General features: G+C 56.4%; 18 protein-coding genes. 5 read left to right on the plus strand and 13 right to left on the minus strand.

The features are described 5' to 3' along the window. Positions 1–215 precede the first annotated feature (215 nt). The 4 genes from nirB to cysG all read left to right on the plus strand — a co-directional run bounded on the left by nirB (position 216) and on the right by cysG (position 5,602). Positions 216–2,765: a nitrite reductase large subunit NirB gene (nirB, locus tag WN53_RS06130; RefSeq protein ID WP_024482729.1), complete on the plus strand. Its 2,550-nt coding sequence runs from the start codon at positions 216–218 to the stop codon at positions 2,763–2,765. After that, on the plus strand, positions 2,762–3,091 hold the full coding sequence (gene nirD, locus WN53_RS06135) for a nitrite reductase small subunit NirD (protein WP_024482730.1): 330 nt from the start codon (positions 2,762–2,764) through the stop codon (positions 3,089–3,091). The genes nirB and nirD overlap by 4 nt, the downstream gene beginning before the upstream one ends. Positions 3,092–3,343: 252 nt before the next feature. After that, positions 3,344–4,144 (plus strand): nitrite transporter NirC, encoded by an 801-nt coding sequence (nirC, locus tag WN53_RS06140; protein WP_024482731.1) that lies wholly within the window; start codon positions 3,344–3,346, stop codon positions 4,142–4,144. A gap of 54 nt (positions 4,145–4,198) precedes the next feature. Beyond that, positions 4,199–5,602 carry a siroheme synthase CysG gene (gene cysG, locus WN53_RS06145; protein ID WP_024482732.1) on the plus strand — a complete coding sequence of 468 codons (1,404 nt, stop codon included), beginning with the start codon at positions 4,199–4,201 and terminating at the stop codon, positions 5,600–5,602. A 122-nt stretch (positions 5,603–5,724) separates the two neighbouring features. Here the strand turns inward: cysG and trpS are convergent, their stop codons facing one another. From trpS to pilM, 12 genes are all read right to left on the minus strand, one after another. Continuing rightward, positions 5,725–6,729, minus strand: a complete 1,005-nt coding sequence (gene trpS, locus WN53_RS06150; protein ID WP_021181695.1) for a tryptophan--tRNA ligase — start codon at positions 6,727–6,729, stop codon at positions 5,725–5,727. A 2-nt stretch (positions 6,730–6,731) separates the two neighbouring features. Continuing rightward, positions 6,732–7,430, minus strand: a complete 699-nt coding sequence (locus WN53_RS06155) for a phosphoglycolate phosphatase (RefSeq protein WP_024482733.1) — start codon at positions 7,428–7,430, stop codon at positions 6,732–6,734. Further along, positions 7,423–8,100: a ribulose-phosphate 3-epimerase gene (gene rpe / locus WN53_RS06160; RefSeq protein ID WP_024482734.1), complete on the minus strand. Its 678-nt coding sequence runs from the start codon at positions 8,098–8,100 to the stop codon at positions 7,423–7,425. Before rpe ends, WN53_RS06155 begins: the two co-directional genes overlap by 8 nt. Positions 8,101–8,126: 26 nt before the next feature. After that, entirely contained in the window at positions 8,127–8,948 is an 822-nt protein-coding gene (dam, locus tag WN53_RS06165) for an adenine-specific DNA-methyltransferase (protein WP_024482735.1), read from the minus strand. 84 nt (positions 8,949–9,032) lie between these two features. Then, positions 9,033–10,025, minus strand: coding sequence for an SPOR domain-containing protein (locus tag WN53_RS06170; protein ID WP_024482736.1), 993 nt, complete (start codon positions 10,023–10,025; stop codon positions 9,033–9,035). A gap of 281 nt (positions 10,026–10,306) precedes the next feature. Beyond that, complete coding sequence (aroB, locus tag WN53_RS06175; protein WP_024482737.1) at positions 10,307–11,404, minus strand: 3-dehydroquinate synthase; 1,098 nt, start codon at positions 11,402–11,404, stop codon at positions 10,307–10,309. A 94-nt stretch (positions 11,405–11,498) separates the two neighbouring features. Further along, positions 11,499–12,020: a shikimate kinase AroK gene (gene aroK, locus WN53_RS06180; protein WP_005271698.1), complete on the minus strand. Its 522-nt coding sequence runs from the start codon at positions 12,018–12,020 to the stop codon at positions 11,499–11,501. Positions 12,021–12,572: 552 nt separating this feature from the next. Next, positions 12,573–13,820 (minus strand): DNA uptake porin HofQ, encoded by a 1,248-nt coding sequence (gene hofQ / locus WN53_RS06185; RefSeq protein ID WP_080660642.1) that lies wholly within the window; start codon positions 13,818–13,820, stop codon positions 12,573–12,575. Between the two features lie 9 nt (positions 13,821–13,829). Further along, positions 13,830–14,177 (minus strand): DNA utilization family protein, encoded by a 348-nt coding sequence (locus WN53_RS06190; protein ID WP_024482739.1) that lies wholly within the window; start codon positions 14,175–14,177, stop codon positions 13,830–13,832. Further along, the gene (locus WN53_RS06195; RefSeq protein WP_024482740.1) at positions 14,170–14,679 is read right to left on the minus strand and encodes a hypothetical protein; all 510 of its coding nucleotides are present in this window, start codon (positions 14,677–14,679) and stop codon (positions 14,170–14,172) included. The genes WN53_RS06190 and WN53_RS06195 overlap by 8 nt, the downstream gene beginning before the upstream one ends. Next, a complete protein-coding gene (locus WN53_RS06200) occupies positions 14,672–15,208 on the minus strand; it encodes a PilN domain-containing protein (protein WP_024482741.1) in 537 nt (178 codons plus the stop codon). Before WN53_RS06200 ends, WN53_RS06195 begins: the two co-directional genes overlap by 8 nt. Next, positions 15,208–16,050 carry a type IV pilus biogenesis protein PilM gene (gene pilM / locus WN53_RS06205; protein ID WP_024482742.1) on the minus strand — a complete coding sequence of 281 codons (843 nt, stop codon included), beginning with the start codon at positions 16,048–16,050 and terminating at the stop codon, positions 15,208–15,210. The genes WN53_RS06200 and pilM overlap by 1 nt, the downstream gene beginning before the upstream one ends. A gap of 121 nt (positions 16,051–16,171) precedes the next feature. Here pilM and mrcA point away from each other — a divergent pair, with 121 nt between their 5' ends. Then, on the plus strand, positions 16,172–18,730 hold the full coding sequence (gene mrcA / locus WN53_RS06210; RefSeq protein ID WP_024482743.1) for a peptidoglycan glycosyltransferase/peptidoglycan DD-transpeptidase MrcA: 2,559 nt from the start codon (positions 16,172–16,174) through the stop codon (positions 18,728–18,730). A gap of 115 nt (positions 18,731–18,845) precedes the next feature. On the opposite strand, the gene nudE is transcribed toward mrcA, so the two are convergent. Beyond that, positions 18,846–19,400: an ADP compounds hydrolase NudE gene (nudE, locus tag WN53_RS06215; protein WP_024482744.1), complete on the minus strand. Its 555-nt coding sequence runs from the start codon at positions 19,398–19,400 to the stop codon at positions 18,846–18,848. Between the last annotated feature and the right edge of the window lie 307 nt (positions 19,401–19,707).

Consider the following 19,707-nt stretch of genomic DNA (forward strand, 5'->3'; position numbering starts at 1 on the left):
GCGCCTCTCCCCTTTCGCTACTCCCCAAGGAGTACTTTTTCCATTAACTGGCTCGATTCAGCTAAAGTTGAGTAAAAACCGCAACTTATCAAATATCGATATAAATCATAGATATACCACCTTAGAGGTATATAGGGGCTAGCTTGACCTGTATCAATAAATTGCCTTCTGGGAGGAATAAGGTACATCCAGGAAATCAGAATTTTGAGGCAATAATGAGCAGAGTCCAACTCGCGGTTATCGGCAACGGCATGGTCGGCCACCGCTTTATCGAAGATCTGCTGGAAAAGGCAGACAAAGACCAGTTCGACATCACCATCTTTTGTGAAGAGCCACGCATCGCCTACGACCGCGTGCATCTCTCCTCCTATTTCTCCCACCACACTGCCGAAGAGCTTTCGCTGGTCCGCGAAGGCTTCTACGAAAAACAGGGCGTCAAAGTACTGGTGGGCGAGCGCGCGATCACCATTAACCGCGCAGAGAAAGTGATCCACTCCAATACCGGCCGCACGGTGTATTACGACAAGCTGATCATGGCGACCGGCTCCTACCCGTGGATCCCGCCGATCAAAGGTTCAGAGACTCAGGACTGCTTCGTTTACCGCACCATTGAAGATCTCAACGCTATCGAATCCTGCGCCCGCCGTAGTAAACGTGGTGCAGTGGTGGGTGGTGGCCTGCTCGGCCTGGAAGCGGCTGGCGCACTGAAAAGCCTGGGCGTGGAAACCCACGTGATCGAGTTCGCGCCAATGTTGATGGCAGAACAGCTCGATCCGATGGGTGGCGACCAGCTGCGCCGCAAGATTGAGCGCATGGGTGTCAAAGTCCACACCGGCAAGAACACCACTGAAATCATCAACGGCGGCAAAAGCGCACGCAAAACCATGCACTTTGCCGACGGCAGCGAGCTGGAGGTCGACTTTATCGTCTTCTCCACCGGCATCCGCCCGCAGGACAAACTGGCTCACCAATGCGGGCTGGCTACCGCCCCACGCGGTGGCATTGCGATTAACGATAACTGCCAGACCTCCGATCCGGACGTTTACGCCATCGGCGAATGCGCCTCCTGGCAGCAGCGCACCTTTGGCTTGGTAGCGCCGGGCTACAAGATGGCTCAGGTCACCGCCGACCATCTGCTGAGCCGTGAAAACAGCTTCCAGGGTGCCGATATGAGCGCCAAGCTGAAGCTGCTGGGGGTCGATGTTGGGGGCATTGGTGATGCGCACGCGCGCACCGAAGGTGCCCGCAGCTACGTCTATCTGGATGAAAGCAAAGAGGTGTACAAGCGCCTGGTCGTCAGCGCAGACAACAAAACGTTACTCGGCGCGGTGCTGGTTGGCGATACCAGCGACTACGGTAACCTGCTGCAACTGGCCCTCAACAACATCGAACTGCCGGAAAACCCGGACAGCCTGATCCTGCCAGCCCATGCCGGCAGCAAGCCTGCCATCGGCGTAGATTCACTGCCAGAAACCGCACAGATCTGTTCCTGCTTCGACGTCAGCAAGGGCGATATCATCAAGGCAGTGAATATGGGCTGTCATACCGTGGCGGCGATCAAGTCCGAGACCAAGGCCGGTACCGGCTGCGGCGGCTGTATTCCACTGATCACCCAGGTGCTGAATGCCGAATTGAGCAAACAGGGCATTGAGGTTAACCATCACCTATGCGAACACTTTGCCTATTCCCGCCAGGAGCTGTATCACCTGATCCGGGTTGAAGGCATTAAAACCTTCGACGAGCTGTTGGCGAAATACGGCAAAGGCTACGGCTGTGAAGTGTGTAAACCGACCGTCGGTTCACTGCTGGCCTCCTGCTGGAACGAGTATGTGCTCAAGCCGCAGCACACGCCGCTGCAAGATACCAACGACAACTTCCTGGGCAACATCCAGAAAGACGGCACTTATTCGGTGATCCCACGCTCTGCCGGTGGTGAAATCACGCCGGAAGGTCTGATCGCCGTCGGCCAGATTGCCAAAGAATACAACCTGTACACCAAGATGACCGGCTCGATGCGTATCGGCATGTTCGGTGCGCAGAAAGACGATCTGCCCGCCATCTGGAGCAAGCTGATCGCCGCCGGCTTCGAAACCGGCCACGCCTACGCCAAGGCGCTGCGGATGGCGAAAACCTGCGTCGGCAGCACCTGGTGCCGCTATGGCGTGGGTGACAGCGTTGGCTTCGGCGTACAGCTTGAACACCGTTACAAAGGCATCCGTACCCCGCACAAGATGAAGTTTGGCGTTTCCGGCTGCACCCGTGAGTGTGCCGAGGCGCAGGGTAAAGACGTCGGCATTATTGCCACCGAGAACGGCTGGAACCTGTATGTTTGCGGCAACGGCGGGATGAAACCGCGCCATGCCGATTTGCTGGCCGCCGATCTCGACAACGAAACGCTAATGCGTTACCTCGACCGTTTCATGATGTTCTACATCCGCACCGGCGATAAGTTGCAGCGTACTTCGGTCTGGCTGGAAAGCCTGGAAGGCGGCATCGATTATCTGCGCAAGGTGATTATCGACGACAAGCTGGGCATCAACGCACAGCTGGAAACCGAAATTGCCCGCCTGCGCGAAGCGGTGATCTGCGAATGGAAAGCCACTGTCGAAAATCCTGCATCGCAGGTGCGTTTCGCCCACTTTATTAACAACAGCCAGCGCGATCCTAACGTTCAGGTCGTGGCCGAGCGCGAGCAACATCGCCCAGCACGCCCGGATGAACGCATTCCCGTTACTTGGCTTGCAACCGAGGAGAACAACGCATGAGCCAGTGGATCACCGTTTGCCCCATCGCCGATATTCTGCCCGCGACCGGCGTGTGTGCGCTGATCGGCACCCAGCAGGTGGCGATATTCCGCCCTTATGCCGACGAACGGCTGTTTGCCATCAGCAATATCGACCCGTTTGCCCAGGCCAGCGTGCTTTCTCGTGGCCTGATTGCCGAACATCAGGGTGAATTGTGGGTCGCCAGCCCGCTGAAAAAACAGCATTTCCGCCTGCACGACGGTTTCTGTCTGGAAGATGAGAGCCGCTCCGTGGCCAGCTTCGCCAGCCGGGTAGTCGACGGCCTGGTTCAGGTGGCGGCCAAGTAATCCTTTGCCCCTCACCCCAACCCTCTCCCACAGGGAGAGGGAGCTGTCCAGAGCACGTAGTTAGCCCATGCAGCTGCGGAAAGTAGAGAGTAGAAACAACAAAGGCAAGGTAAAACGCTAAACAATTAACTAGCTCGATCGGTCCCCTCTCCTGGGGGAGAGGGTTAGGGTGAGGGCGTTTCTTTTTGCCTAACTGACCAGCATTACCCTTATTACAAACACACTTTTTATTATTCATTTCCAGGGAAATTTATGTTCGCCGACACCATCAACAAATGTGCTGCCAACGCGGCACGCATCGTCAAACTGGCCAAAGAGAGTCCGCTCGGCTTCTGGATCAGTTCCGCTATGGCCGGGGCCTACGTCGGTCTTGGCATCATCCTGATCTTTACCCTCGGCAACCTGGTGGATCCGTCCATCCGTCCGTTGGTCATGGGTGCCACCTTCGGTATCGCACTGACGCTGGTGATCATCGCCGGTTCAGAGCTGTTCACCGGCCATACCATGTTTCTGATGCTGGGCGTCAAAGCCGGTACCATCAAGCACAGCCAGATGTGGGCCGTACTGCCACAAACCTGGCTGGGTAACCTGCTCGGTTCGGTGCTGGTCGCGCTGATGTATTACTACGGCGGCGGTAGCCTGCTGCCGATGGATACCAGCCTGGTGCATACCGTGGCGCTGGCCAAAACCACCGCCCCGGCAGAAGTGCTGTTCTTCAAAGGCGTGCTGTGTAACTGGCTGGTTTGCCTGGCTATCTGGATGGCACTGCGCGTTGAAGGCGCGGCCAAATTCATCGCCATCTGGTGGTGTTTGCTGGCATTTATCGCTTCCGGTTACGAGCACTCGGTAGCTAACATGACGCTGTTTGCCCTGTCCTGGTTCGGCCACCACAGCGAAGCCTATACCCTGAGCGGTATCGGTCATAACCTGCTGTGGGTGACCCTGGGCAATATGGTCTCTGGTGCCGTGTTTATGGGCCTCGGTTACTGGTATGCCACGCCACGTGCCCAGCGTCCACAGGCTGAGATTGCTGCTGCTCGCCAAAACGCATAATGATTTTGGGGGGTGAGCGATCGCCCCCGTTTACCACTTCCCCGAGGATTGCCGATGGATTACTTACCCATTTTCTGCCAACTGCAACACAAAGCCTGCCTGCTGGTCGGCGGCGGGGAAGTCGCTGAACGTAAGGCTCGCCTGCTGCTGGAGGCCGGTGCGAAGTTAACCGTCAACTCGCTCGAATTCAGTGAGCAATTCCTGATCTGGGCCGAACAAGGCCAGGTGACGCTGGTAGAAAGTGAGTTTTCTGCCGACTTGCTGGCAGAGAAATGGTTAGTGATTGCCGCCACCGATCGGGTGGAAGTCAACGCCCTGGTCTATCAGTGCGCCAACCAACGGCAGGTGTTCTGCAACGTGGTAGACGACCCCAAACGCGCCAGCTTTATCATGCCTTCGATTATCGATCGTTCGCCGATTATGGTGGCCGTTTCTTCCGGGGGCAAAGCCCCGGTGCTGGCACGTCTGCTACGGGAAAAGCTGGAAGCCATTCTGCCACAGCACCTGGGTCAACTGGCTCAGTTGGCGGGTTCATTGCGCCAGCGGGTGAAGCAGGAGTTTGGTAGCATTGGCGCTCGTCGCCGCTTCTGGGAAAGGTTGTTCGTACACGACAGACTGGCGCAGTCCCTGGCCAACGGCGATACCTCGCAGGCCAACCAGCAGGTTGAAAAGCTGTTCGCCGATCGGCCTGAAGAACGGGGCGAAGTGGTGCTGGTAGGCGCAGGCCCCGGTGATGCTGGCCTGCTAACGCTGAAAGGCCTGCAACAAATCCAACAGGCTGACGTGGTCGTTTACGATCGCCTGGTCTCTGAAGAAATTATGGCCCTGGTGCGCCGTGATGCCGAGCGAATCTTTGTGGGCAAGCGTGCCGGATACCACTGCGTACCCCAGGAACACATCAATCAGATCCTGGTGGAACAGGCCAGACGAGGCCTGCGTGTCGTCCGGCTAAAAGGGGGCGATCCCTTCATCTTTGGCCGGGGTGGCGAAGAACTGGAAACGCTGGCCGAAGCGGATATTCCCTTTTCGGTAGTGCCAGGGATCACGGCGGCTTCGGGTTGTTCGGCTTACAGCGGCATTCCCCTCACCCACCGCGATCACGCGCAAAGCGTGCGTTTGGTGACGGGCCATGCCAAGGCCGACGGCGGATTGGACTGGGCACAGCTTGCCGCCAAGCAGCAGACGCTGGTGTTCTATATGGGATTAACCCAGGCGGCAGAAATCCAGCAGCAGTTGATCGCTCACGGTATGGCGGCCTCAATGCCCGTGGCGCTGGTCGAAAACGGTACCTCAACTCGCCAGAAAGTGATCGAAGGCGAACTGGCACAGCTGGGTGAGCTAGCCAAACAGGCAGCCAGCCCAAGCCTGATTATCGTTGGCAGCGTCGTCAGCCTGCGCAGCAAGCTGAACTGGAATGCCTGCCGGGAAACACCAGCAGACCTAAGCAAAATAGCATAAAAAAAGCGACCCTTTGGCCGCTTCAGATTGCTAGCAATGTTGCTAAGCTTGTAGTTTCGATCCTAGGGGCGCGCATGCTGCGCCCCTAGCTGGCGAACTGACTGAGATGGTGTCTGCATCCATTAAGGATGTGGTACAAAACCTACGGCTTCATACACCTTCGCCAAGGTTTCCTGCGCACGAGCACGGGCTTTCGCCGCGCCATCACGCATCACCTGCTGTAACAGAGCCTCATCGTTGCGGAAACGGTGATAACGCTCTTGCAGCTCGACCAACATACCAGACACGGCCTCTGCTACAGCGCCCTTCAGGTGACCATACATCTGGCCCTCAAACTCGGCTTCCAACTGGGCAATGCTCTTGCCGGTCACACCGGAAAGGATATCCAACAGGTTGGACACCCCCGCTTTATTGGCAACGTCGTAACGAATGACCGGCGGATCCTGGGAATCGGTCATTGCGCGTTTGATCTTCTTGGTCACCGCCTTCGGATCTTCCAGCAGGCCGATCACGTTGTTACGGTTATCGTCCGACTTGGACATTTTCTTGGTCGGCTCTTGCAGCGACATCACGCGCGCACCAGATTTCGGAATAAACGGCTCCGGCACTTTGAACACGTCGCCGTACAGCGCGTTAAAGCGCTGGCCAACGTCACGGCTCAGTTCCAGATGCTGCTTCTGGTCTTCACCGACCGGCACCTGATTGGTCTGGTACAGCAGAATGTCTGCCGCCATCAGTACCGGATAGCTGAACAGACCGGCGTTGATGTTTTCCGCATAGCGCGACGACTTGTCTTTGAACTGGGTCATGCGGCTCAGTTCACCGAAATAGGTGTAGCAGTTCAGCACCCAGCTCAGTTGCGTATGTTCTGGCACATGAGACTGCACGAAGATGGTACTTTTCTCTGGATCGATGCCACAGGCCAGGTACAGCGCCAGCGTATCCAGGGTGGCTTTTCGCAGCTGTTGTGCATCCTGACGCACGGTGATGGCATGCAGATCGACTATGCAGTAGATGCAATCAAACTCGTCCTGCAGCTGCACCCACTGGCGCAGCGCCCCCATGTAGTTGCCGATAGTCAGTTCACCGGACGGCTGCGCGCCGCTGAAAACGATGGGCTTACTCATAGTTAAATTTCCCGATCTTCTAAAGATGACAGCCCAAGTGCGGGCAACAAATCGGCGAAGCGCTCCAACACGCGGTCGGGGTGGCTCAGAGCGATCGCTTCACCGTAGTTATATCCGTAAGTCAGACCGACGCTCGGGCAACCTGCCGCCTGCGCCGCCTGAATATCATTGCGTGAATCACCGACGAACAGCACTTCACCGGCCCGCAGGCCAAGCTTGCCGAACACCAGATACAGCGGGGCAGGATGTGGCTTTTTCTCCACCACGTCGTCACCGCCGATAATCAGCGAGAAAAAGTCGATAATGCCGAGCGACGTCAGCAAAGGGGCCACAAAGGGTGTCGGTTTGTTGGTGACCAGCGCTAGCGGGTAGCCAAGCTTGGCCAACTGGGCCAGCGTCTCTATTACCAGTGGAAACAGGCGGCTGCCGCTTTCTACGGTTTGCCCATAGAAATGGTCGAAACGTTGACGCATTTGCAGGCACAGCTCTGGCGTGGCTTCCACCTCTGCCCAGCGCAGCGCACGCTGGACCAGCACATCGGCACCGTTACCAATCCAGGTGCCAACACGGGCCTCACCGGCCTGCGGCAGACCCATTTCAGCCAACGCCATATCGATGGCCGCCGCCAATCCCGGTGCACTGTCTACCAGCGTGCCATCGAGATCGAAGGCCAGACCACGGATAGCGCTAAAATCAGCCATGACTCACCTTTGCCAGCTCGCTGCGCATCTGATCGATCACCGCGCGGTAATCCGGTTTGCCAAAGATGGCCGAGCCTGCCACGAACATGTCCGCGCCCGCTGCAGCGATCTCAGCAATGTTGTCTACCTTCACGCCGCCGTCCACTTCCAGGCGAATGTCGCGGCCGCTTTCGTCGATCAGTTTGCGAACCTGACGCAGCTTGTCTAACGTGCCATGGATAAAGGATTGACCACCAAAACCAGGGTTGACCGACATCAGCAGGATCACGTCGATCTTGTCCATCACGTAATCGAGATAGCTCAACGGGGTCGCAGGGTTAAACACCAGGCCCGCCTTGCAGCCGTTCTCTTTGATCAGTTGGATGGTACGGTCAACGTGTTCGGAAGCTTCGGGATGGAAAGAGATGTAGGTTGCCCCAGCCTTGGCAAAGTCCGGCACGATGCGATCGACCGGTTTTACCATCAGATGGACGTCAATCGGTGCGGTAATGCCGTAATTGCGCAAGGCTTCGCACACCATTGGCCCGATCGTCAGATTAGGCACGTAGTGGTTATCCATCACGTCAAAATGCACCACGTCAGCACCGGCGGCCAACACTTTGGCAGTATCTTCACCCAGGCGGGCAAAATCTGCAGACAGAATGGACGGGGCAATCAAAAACTTTTTCATCCGCTTCTCCAAACGTAGGGGTCGAGTTATTCAGCTTTTTTATACAGCGCCAGAAGTTCGTTCACTTTACTGCGGCCTAAAATATTGCGGCTGATGGTGCGACGAGCCTTCACCACATGCAGCGAAGCATGCTGATACCAGTCACGCGTCAGCTCGGTGTCATGGTTGGAAATCAACACCGGCACGTGGCTTTCCACCGACAGCTGATGCGCTATGCGCGCCAGCCCTTGCTGATCGGCCAGGCTAAAGCTGTTGGTGTGATAAGCGGTAAAATTCGCCGTTGCCGACAGAGGAGCATATGGCGGATCGCAATAGACCACCGCACCTTGGGTCGCCTTCACCATGGTATCGTGATAGTGCTCGCAGACAAAAGTGGCATTGCGTGATTTTTCAGCAAACCAATACAGCTCTTCTTCCGGGAAGTAGGGCTTCTTGTAACGCCCAAACGGCACATTGAACTCACCACGCAGGTTATAGCGGCACAGGCCGTTATAGCAGTGGCGGTTCAGATACAGGAACAGCAGCGCACGCCGATACTCATCGGCAGTGGTGTTGAACTCTTCGCGCAGCAGGTAGAACTGCTCTGAGTTATTGAATTCGTCGGTGAAAAGCAAGCGGGCATCGCGCACGAAATCACTCGTGCGCAGCTTAACGATGTTATACAGGCTGATAAGGTCGCTGTTGATATCGGCGAGAATATAAGCCTCGTACTCTGTGTTCAGGAAGACTGAACCCGCGCCCACGAAGGGCTCGATTAAGCAGTTACCCTCTGGTAAATGACGACGGATCTCGTCTATCAGCGGGTATTTTCCACCAGCCCATTTTAAAAAAGCGCGGTTTTTCTTCATGCCGTCAGTTAGCTACTTATTACAATTCAGAGCGGCGGATATGTACTCTGCTTCAGACAGCACATCAGCGCACAAAATTAATGATTATTTTTTCAGGTCTTGCTGTACTTGCTGTACAGGACGGACCCATGGTTTTTTCGCCTGAACTTCCGCCGGCAGCGTGGCGATGGCACGCTTGGCCTCCGCCGAAGAAGCGTAGTTGCCGCTCACTAACACATACCAGGGCTTACCATCACGCTTGGTCTCGTACACCATAAAGTGTGGCAAATTCTGTCGCTTGGCAAAGGCATTCAACGTATCGGAGCGTGAGGCACTGCTCAACTGCAGCGTGTAATGGCTACCCGGTGCGGTTTTCAGTGAGCTTCCGCTGCCGCTCACCACACCACTCTTGCCTTTGGCCGGTGGGGTGTAAACCGTGGTGGTGGTCGCAGAAGGTTTGACCGATGCTGTCGGCTTGGTGGCTGCTGGCTTGGTGGCAGGCGTTTTATGCGGCTGCGTCGCAGCGGTTGCATTGCCATTCGCCGCCGGACGCGCGGTAGCACCGTTCATCACGGTCGCCGGAGCGGTTGGTAAAGCGGAAGCTGGGGCATTAATATTTTGCGCGGCAGCTGCATCAACCTGACCTTGCTGTGATGACAAGGCATCGGCCATGTTGCCAGGCAGATCGACACGCTCACCAGCACCGCCCTGTGGCGCTACAGGTTGTGCTTCGGTCGGCGTGCTGGAGATAGGTGGGACGCTAACAGTTTGAGGCTGAGAGGTGCTGACACCGTTGTTATCGTTGGTATCCGTAGTGCCGCCCGCAACGCCGTTGTTGCTGGTGGTCAGCGACGAGGAGCCCGACAGATTGATGTCGCGGGTTGCCCCTTGTTGCGCAACCTCGTGCTTGGTGGGGGCCTTCAGCGCCGAACCGATGCCGATGATCAGCAACAGCAGCACCAAAATGCCAATCCCAATCATCATATGCTGACGTGAAACGGCAAAACGCGGCCCAGTTGCGGCTGGCCGACGTGAACGCGAAGGACGGCGATCGCTGGTATCAGGCCTGAGATCGTCTTCTGGTTTAAATTCATCCATCTGAAACCCTCCAACTAGAGGCAAAATCTCGCCACCCAGGTGGTTCGAGACTATTAACCCGATGATGGCAAAGCGACATCTGTCTCGCCCTGCGCACAATTTTTATAGAGTCTAACAGCAGCCAAGCTACTGTTATAGCCCGCAAGCTCAAGCACTGTCGACCTGCGTCAAATTACGCCATCCATGGAATTGCCCGGCGGGCAAGGTTCAGCCCGGATAGCAGCAAAGAAACGGCTGCATATCAACCTGGCGAAACGTTAATGCTATTGAGTGTAACCGACTTACGCGCGCTGTGTTGGTAAACAGTCGGCGATAGATGCCAGCACCAGCTCATGGGCAACACCGCCACGAACTTCTGCTTCACCAATGCCCTTCGGCAATACCAAACGCAACGCCCCCGCCAACACTTTTTTATCACGCAGCATGTGTGGCAGATAGGCCTCAGGCGTCATTTCCTGCGGCCCGCAAACCGGCAACCCGGCGCGCAGCAGCAGCGCCTTGATCCGTTCGATATCGTCAGCCGAGAACTGGCCCAGACGACGTGCTGTTTCAGCAGCCATCACCATGCCAGCCGCCACGGCTTCACCGTGCAGCCAGACACCGTAGCCCATTTCGGCTTCGATGGCATGGCCGTAGGTATGGCCCAGGTTGAGCAGCGCCCGCAGACCGTTTTCACGTTCATCGGCAGCCACCACTTCGGCCTTCAATTCGCAACAGCGGCGGATACAGTACGCTAACGCGTCCATATCCAGCGCAACCAGCGCATCAATATTATTTTCCAGCCAGACGAAAAAATCACCATCGAGAATAATCCCGTATTTGATCACTTCCGCCAGACCAGAGGAGAGTTCACGCGCCGGTAAAGTACGCAGGCAGTCCAGATCTACCACCACCGAAGCCGGTTGGTAGAAGGCGCCGATCATATTTTTACCGAGCGGATGATTGACGGCGGTTTTGCCGCCAACGGAGGAGTCCACCTGCGAGAGCAGCGTGGTAGGAACCTGGATAAAACGCACACCGCGTTGATAGCACGCGCTAGCAAAGCCGGTCAGATCGCCAATCACGCCGCCGCCGAGGGCAACTAACGTGGTATCGCGACCGTGGGGCTTTTCCAGCAGCGCCGAGAACACCTGCTCAAGTACGGCCAGAGATTTATACTGTTCGCCATCAGGTAGAATCACCTGATCCACCACTACGCCGCCCTGTTCCAGCACCGACCGGATTCGCTCCAGATACAACGGTGCCAAAGTCTGGTTGGTGACCAGCATGACCTGTTCACCCGCCTTTAGCGGCATAAAAGAAGCCGGATCGTCAAACAATCCGGCGGCTATGGTAATCGGGTAGCTACGCTCCCCAAGCGTTACGGTAATTCTCTCCATGTCGCGCTCAGTTCTCGGTGTGGTTTATCCCCGCCAACGCGGGGAACACAATCAGAATTTCCGCATTTGCCCGCGGCCAACACGGAACCCGCTATCAGTTACTTTCCAGCATGTTGATAATCTGGTTGGCAACCACTTTAGCGCTTTGATCGTCGGTGCGGATAGTGACATCTGCAATTTCTTCGTACAACGGATTACGCTCTCTAGCCAGCGCTTCCAGCACCTCACGCGGAGGAGAGTCTACCTGCAACAGCGGACGCTTCTTGTCGCGCTGAGTACGGGCCAACTGCTTCTCGATAGTGGTTTCCAAATAGACCACGACACCACGCGCCGACAGGCGGTTACGCGTTTCACGCGACTTAACCGAGCCCCCGCCGGTAGCCAGCACAATCCCTTGCTTTTCCGTCAGTTCATTAATGACTTTTTCTTCACGATCGCGGAAACCTTCTTCCCCTTCCACGTCGAATACCCAGCCCACGTCAGCTCCGGTACGTCGCTCAATTTCTTGATCGGAGTCGAAAAACTCCATATTGAGTTGCTGAGCTAACTGACGGCCAATAGTGCTTTTGCCGGCACCCATAGGCCCAACCAGAAAGATATTGCGTTTCTCTGCCATGTTTTTCGGTATTACTAAGACAATTCGTTAATGATAACCCGCCCCGCCAATCAAATTAGCGGCGGGACCTAAACTGAAACCTCATGAGCGATAGTGCGAGATCAGACGAAAAATTATCTCAACACTCTTGGTAGTTTGGCAACCGAATAAATCACTATCCACGCCGCAGGAGGGAAACCATACGTTTTTAACGGCGTCTTATACCCTATGGATCCCAGGTTTCAGCCTGGAAGACGACGGGTACAGCATTAACAAAAAAACCTCGGTGCTCAATTCGGTAACCCTTGTAAGCTAAATCGGCCGCAGCGTCAAACTCAGATGCCTCTAAGGCACGAAAAAAAGTGCATTTGCTTGCCAACTTTTAAGCGTTTTCAACGGCTAGGATTTTGGACTAAGACCTCGTGAACCGAGCATTGCAGCGAGATCTCCGCCTGGAGTTTATCTGAAAAAGTCTCGGGATGTCGTGATTTGGCAGATTAACAGCAACTTTCGTCGGTTTCCCTCATTTGGCCTTGGCGTCATCACCGTGCCCAACATCACGATCGGGACAATTTAGACCTTAACCAGTGTGGGCGTGATGAAAATCACCAACTCGCGCCTTTTATGCTGTTGGTTGCTGTGTTTGAACAGCGATCCCAGCAAGGGGATATCGCCCACGCCAGGGACTTTATCGGTCGCCTGGTTGCGCTGACGCTGAAAAATGCCCCCTAAGACGATGGTTTCACCATCTTTCACCGTCACTTGGGTTTTAATCTCCTGCTTGTCGATCGCCAGCGCCTCTCCTTCGCCCTGTTTGATCGAACGCCCGGGCATATTCTGGCTGATCTGTAACGTCAGGGTGATGCGGCCATTGGGCAAAATCTTTGGCGTTACTTCCATGCCCAGCACCGCGTCCTTGAACTCGATCGAGGTGGCACCGCTGGAACCGCTCGACACCTCGTAGGGGATTTCCGTGCCCTGTTTAATGCTGGCGGTTTGCAGATGTGCGGTGAGCAGGCGCGGGCTGGCGATAATCTCCACCTGATTTTCCTGCTCCAGCGCCGACAGTTCCAGATCCAGGATGCGCCCGCTGATGCGTGCCAGGTGGAAACCGGCCGTTATGGCGCTGTTCTCTACCGGCAGGCCAACGCTGAAATTGTCTATCCGCAGCTTTTTGGCTGGCCTTTCTTCTGCCGCCAGCCCCCACCTTACGCCAAGCTCCCGCAAATTCTCGCTGCTGATGGTGACAATATGGGCAGCCAGCTGCACCTGTTCCAGCGGGGTATCCATCTCTGCCACCCAGGTTTTCAACTGGGCCAGCGCCTGAGCGGTGTCACGCAGCAGCAACGCGTTGGTACGTTTATCCACCACGACGCTGCCACGCTCGGTCAATAATTTGCCACGTTGACTATCCAGGCTCTGCGCTATCTCGCTGGCCTCCGCGTTTTGCAGCGTGATCGTCAAGTTGTGCAGCGGCTCCTGCTGCGCCAACGCCCGCTGCCGACGAAGCAGCTCCTGCTCATCCGGCAGTGGGAAAACCATCATCACATTGCCCTCCAGCGTCATCGTCAGCTTGCCCATGCGTAACACCACTGCCAACGCCTGCTGCCAGGGAACATTGTCCAACCGCAGCGTCAGATTGGTGTCGACCCCCTCGGCTGCGACCAGGTTCAGGTCTTGATACTCCGCCAGCGCCTGTAAAATCAGGCTGACCGGGGTATCATGGAACGCCAGCGACACCGGTTTTTCCTGCTGCACACCCGCCATCACCGCTAGAGGGAGAGCCAGCCACCCCACAAAAAACCACTGATATCCTTTCATCACTTTTCCTTACGGTTTTTTCCCCAACGTTAGCACCACACTGCCCGTGCGTGGCCGACATGCTTCTGCCCTATCCTGCGCAACGAGCTCAAGCTGCCGGGGCTGGATCTGTATCACTTGCCAATCCCCATCCAGCACCCGCTGCCGGGGCAATAACCCCAACCACTGCCCCTGTGGGGTGACCACCCAGCCATAGCGCAAATCCGGTGTGCCAATAATCCCTTTCAGCCGCCAGCCCTCTGGTGAAACGGCAGGATCGGCACAGGCCGCCGTTAGCGGTGGCTGGAACGGATCGCGATACTGTTCAGCCCACAGCGGAGCCGAGAGCAACAGCCAAAACCACCACGCCTTATTCATCCACCGCCTCTTCTGAGCTAATCAGAGTCAGTTGAGTGGTTAACCCTTCGGGCTGCCTCTCGATCTTCATCTGCCCAATCCTGCGGGTGGATGGCAGCGCCTCCAGCAAGCGCAACAAGCCATCGAAAGCTAGCTGTAACCTTATCTTTTGCTGGGCTGGTTTCTCCTGCTGCTGGAAACGTAGCAGCCGCCCCCCAAGCTGATAGAGCTGAGTCCCCAAATCCTCCGGCTCATCAGGCACGATCAACACCTGCTGCCCCAACCGCTGCTCAAGCTCTGCTAACGGCGGTAGCTGGCTCAGTTGCTGCTGACGCTCGGCAATCTGGTGTACCAACTGCTGACGCTGCTCATCCAGCCTTTCCCACCGTTGCCATTCCCCCGTGATCACCCCACTGCAGGCCAACAGCCCAACCCCAGCTAATACCAGCCATTGAGCCGCCAGCAACTGCCAACCAGGCCGGGCTAGCCAGGGAATAAGCCAGTCTGGCAGGGGCTTATCCATCCTGCCCCCAGCGTGCCGTGACAGTGAATGCCAGCCCTCCCTCCTTACGCTGTGTGACTTCAACCAGGCGACAACCCTGCAACAAAGGTAGCGCGGCCAACCGCTGTTCAAAGGTGACAATCTCCCCATACGCCCCACCTTGCCCCCGCAGCAAAATCCCCCTGGCGTTCTCTTCAAAATCCGTGAGCCACAAAGTGTCCGGCAGCGCTACCGAGAGCTGTTGCAATAGCGACAAGTAACGCAGGTTGCGCGCTCGATTATGCTGGTAACGGGTGCTTTCTGCGGCCAAACGGGCCAATTCGGCCATCTTTTGCTGCGTCTGCTGAATACGCCCAGCCAGCTCAGTGTGTTGCTGCGTTAAGCCCTGCAATATCGACCGTTGCTTGGCCTGTTGGTAGAACAGCAAAAAGTAGGCTGTCGTGAGCGTAGCCAGCACCAGCAGCAATTGAGCAACGAAGCAGCGTAACCAGAAGGTGTAGCGTTGCCGCTGCCGTCTGAGGCGCCAGGGCAACAGATTGACCTGATACATCAGGCATCCTCGCGGCGCAGGGCCAACCCGCCAGCCAGAACAAACGCCATCGGCTGGGCAGGCAGCGGCGGGTATAAGCGGCTGAAAGCCGTGAACGGCGACCAGGGCATGGCGCCTTCTGGCGCGGCCTCGTCCAGCACGCTGCTGTAATACACCTCTTTAGCCCCCATGGCTGGGCAAGCTGAACGCAGGGCTGCCAACGCCTGCTTGACGCCGACGGCTTCCCCCGCAGGCAAGACGCCATAAGCAAAAGACATCGCTCGCGGCGCTACCCATAGCCATTCTGACTCCAGGCGATGCAGCAGCCCGGCATCGGGAGCCAAGCCAGCAAATGCGGCCATCATGCTTAGCGCATTGGGTGCGATATCGATCACCTGGGGATGCAGGTCCGCCAGTTGCAGGCAATGCAGCCATTGTTGCAGCTCCTGCTGGCGGGCCGCGGTGAGCAGCAACTGATGGGTATTGGGCTGCGCCTGGCGGTAATCCATTGCTAACGTCTGGCTGTCTAACGGGAACTGTTTCAGGCCCTGGGTGGTGATGTAGTCATGGCGAACCGGTTCCTGCAAGCGCAGATCCGGTAGGGGTAACGTCTGCTGTAATACCCGCTGTGCGGGTAAAGCAATGCGTAAGGAAATATGTCTTGGTAACCGGCTACGCCACTGCTTGAGTAGCGCCACCAGCATTGCAGAACTCTCTAAATGCCCCGCCCGCAGCGCCGAATAGGGCAATGCCTGTTGCCACCAGTGGCGCAATTGCCAACCGTTACGCCGATGCTGCGCAGCCAGCGCTCTGATGCTGTGATCCTGGATATCCAACCCCACCTGCCACGTTTGAGAAAACATATTTCACCCCACCTCCGTACCCTCAGATAACAAAAGAACATATCCATGTTGCAGGCTTGCCTTTATACTACCGCGCGGTTGTTTATAAACTGCCCAATTGACATGAAATGGGAAATCTCAGGTGAAGTTCGTAAAGTATCTTTTAATCCTTGCAGTGTTTTGCATCGTGCTGGGAGCAGCCTCGATTTTTGGCTTGTACAAATATGTCGAGCCACAGCTGCCCGATGTCGCAACGCTGAAAGACGTGCGGCTACAAATCCCGATGCAAGTTTACAGCGCGGAGGGCGAACTGATCGCCCAATATGGTGAAAAACGCCGTATACCTCTCAAGCTGGACCAAATCCCACCGGTGATGGTGCATGCCTTCATCGCCACGGAGGACAGCCGTTTCTATGATCATCACGGGGTCGATCCCGTTGGTATCTTCCGTGCCGCATCGGTCGCGCTGGTTTCCGGCCATGCTTCGCAGGGGGCCAGTACCATCACCCAGCAGTTGGCCAGAAACTTCTTCTTGAGCCCGGAACGCACCTTGATGCGCAAAATCAAGGAAGCCTTCCTGGCGATCCGCATTGAACAGATGCTGACCAAGGATGAAATTCTTGAGCTGTATCTGAACAAAATCTATCTGGGTTACCGCGCTTATGGCGTGGGTGCTGCCGCGCATGTCTATTTTGGTAAGGATGTCAGCCAACTGACGCTGAGCGAAATGGCCACCATTGCCGGATTACCCAAGGCACCGTCCACCTTTAACCCGTTGTACTCCCACGATCGCTCCGTAGCGCGTCGTAACGTAGTGCTATCGCGGATGCTGGATGAGCGCTACATCACGCAGGCGCAGTACGATCAGGCCCGCAATGAGCCTTTGGTAGCCAATTACCATGCGCCGGAAATCAGCTTCTCCGCCCCTTATCTTTCTGAGCTGGTGCGTCAGGAGATGATCAAGCGTTACGGTGAAAACGCCTATACCGACGGTTACAAGGTCTACACCACCATCACCAAGCGGCTGCAACAAGGCGCGCAGGAGGCGGTACGTAACAACATCCTCAACTACGACATGCGCCACGGCTATCGCGGCCCGTCAAACGTGCTGTGGAAAGTGGGTGAACCAGCCTGGGATCAGAAACAGATTGTCGATTCCCTGAAGAACCTGCCGAACTATGGCCCGCTGTCTCCTGCAGTGATCCTGCAGGCGGATGCCGAACAGGCTACTGCCATGCTGGCCGATGGCAGCCGCATTGCGCTCCCCATGTCTGGCATGCGCTGGGCACGTGCGTTCAAGAGCGATACGGTGCAAGGCCCTACGCCGAAGCGCGTCACCGACGTGGTGCAGCCCGGCCAACAGATCTGGGTGCGTAAAGTTAACGACAACTGGTGGCTGTCACAGGTGCCGGACGTGAACTCGGCGCTGGTATCGCTCGATCCTAACACCGGCGCTATCAAGGCGCTGGTCGGCGGCTTCGATTTCAACCAGAGCAAGTTCAACCGCGCAACCCAGGCACTGCGCCAGGTGGGTTCCAACATCAAACCGTTCCTGTACACCGCGGCGATGGATAAGGGGCTGACGCTGGCCACCATCCTCAACGATCTGCCGATCACCCGTTGGGATGCCGGTGCCGGTACCGACTGGCGGCCAAAAAACTCGCCACCTACTTACGTCGGTCCTATCCGGCTGCGCCAAGGCCTTGGCCAATCGAAAAACGTGGTGATGGTGCGGGCAATGCGCGCCATGGGCGTGGACTATGCCGCTGAATATCTGCAACGCTTTGGTTTCCCGGCGCAAAACATCGTGCATTCGGAATCGCTGGCGCTGGGCTCAGCTTCGTTCACCCCGCTACAGGTGGCACGCGGCTATGCGGTGTTGGCCAACGGTGGCTACCTGGTTGACCCGTACTTCATCACCAAGATCGAAGACGATACCGGTAACGCGATATTCGAAGCCAAACCCAAAGTGGTCTGCGACAGCTGCAACCTGCCGGTGATCTACGGTGATACGCATCGTTCGGCCATGCTTTCCGATGATAACACCGAGAACGTGGCAGTCTCGCAGGAAGGCAACAATGCCAACGTACCGATGCCGCAGCTTGAGCAGGTAACCCCGGCCCAGATGCAGCAGGATAACGACCAGCAGTATGCGCCACATGTGATCAGCACCCCGCTGTCGTTCCTGATCCGTGATGCGTTGAACACCAATATCTTCGGTGAACCGGGCTGGATGGGCACCGGCTGGCGCGCAGGCCGCGATCTTAAACGCCATGATATCGGCGGCAAAACCGGTACCACCAACAGTTCGAAAGATGCCTGGTTCTCCGGCTACGGCCCAGAAACAGTGACATCGGTGTGGATCGGTTTCGACGATCACCGCCGCAATCTTGGCCGTGCCTCCGCTTCAGGTGCCATCCCGGATCAGATTTCCGGTGGTGAAGGTGGGGCGAAGAGTGCTCAACCGGCTTGGGATGATTTTATGAAGGTGGCGCTGGAAGGCCTGCCAGAGCAGAAAGTCACTCCACCGCCGGGGATTGTCAGCGTGACCATCGACAAGAGCACCGGCAAACTGTCCAACGGGGGCGGAGGTAGCCGTTCCGAGTACTTTATCGAAGGCACTCAACCCACGGAGTTCTCGGTACATGATGCCGGAACCACCCTGACAGACCCTGGTGGCGAAAGCCACGAGCTGTTCTAAAAACGACAATGGCCAGAGCAATCTGGCCATTTTTTTATCTTAACCGGCGGGCGCCGCATGTTGTGAGCCCGTGCGGGTTTGTCAGCAGCGCCCGTGCAGATGAATCGATGGAGGGTTAGCGTGAACCGCGCAGGAATGCCTCTGCCAGGAACAATGCGCTGACATTGCGCGCCTCACGAAAGTCCGGTTCCGCCAGCAGTGCCATCATGTTGGCTATCGGCCAACGCACCTGGGGTAACGGCTCTGGCTCATCCCCCTCCAGGCTTTGCGCATAGAGGTCGTGTGCCAGCACGATATTCATCTGGCTGGAAAAATAGGAAGGTGCCATCGTCAGTTTGCTGAGGAAATCAAAGCGCCCGGCCCCAAAGCCGACCTCTTCCATCAGTTCACGGTTAGCGGCTTCCAACACCCCTTCGCCAGGGTCGATCAGCCCTTTGGGGAAGCCCAGCTCATAGGATTCGGTGCCTACCGCATATTCACGGATCAGCAGCAAATCATCCCCTATCACCGGCACAATCATCACCGCTTCGCGTTCCGAAGGGCGCATACGCTCATAGACCCGCCGCACACCGTTACTGAACTCCAGATCGACCGACTCCACGTTAAATAAACGCGAGCGCGCGACCGTTTCGACTTTCAGAATTCTAGGTTTTTGCAGCTGTTTATCCATGATTGCCTCAAATAGGTTAACCGCCTAATACACTGAATACTCAGTACTCTCAGGCAGATAACCAGGATAATAATATGCGCGTTGTGGTAGACAGCAAAAGGGTCAACCACTGGCTAAACTCGATCTTGATCACATTGTGCGTTAATGGGAACCATTTCCGCAACGAGCTTAGCCTGTAATTTACTTTTTTTTAACAAACCTGACCAGCAGCTACCCCGGTGGATAAAAAAACAGGTAGGCAAATAGGATAATCCTGATATCCGGACACCATGAGGATTGCTATGCTCGTGCAGGTTAAAAAATCGTA

The sequence above is a fragment of the Serratia fonticola genome (assembly GCF_001006005.1).
Lineage (GTDB): Bacteria > Pseudomonadota > Gammaproteobacteria > Enterobacterales > Enterobacteriaceae > Chania > Chania fonticola.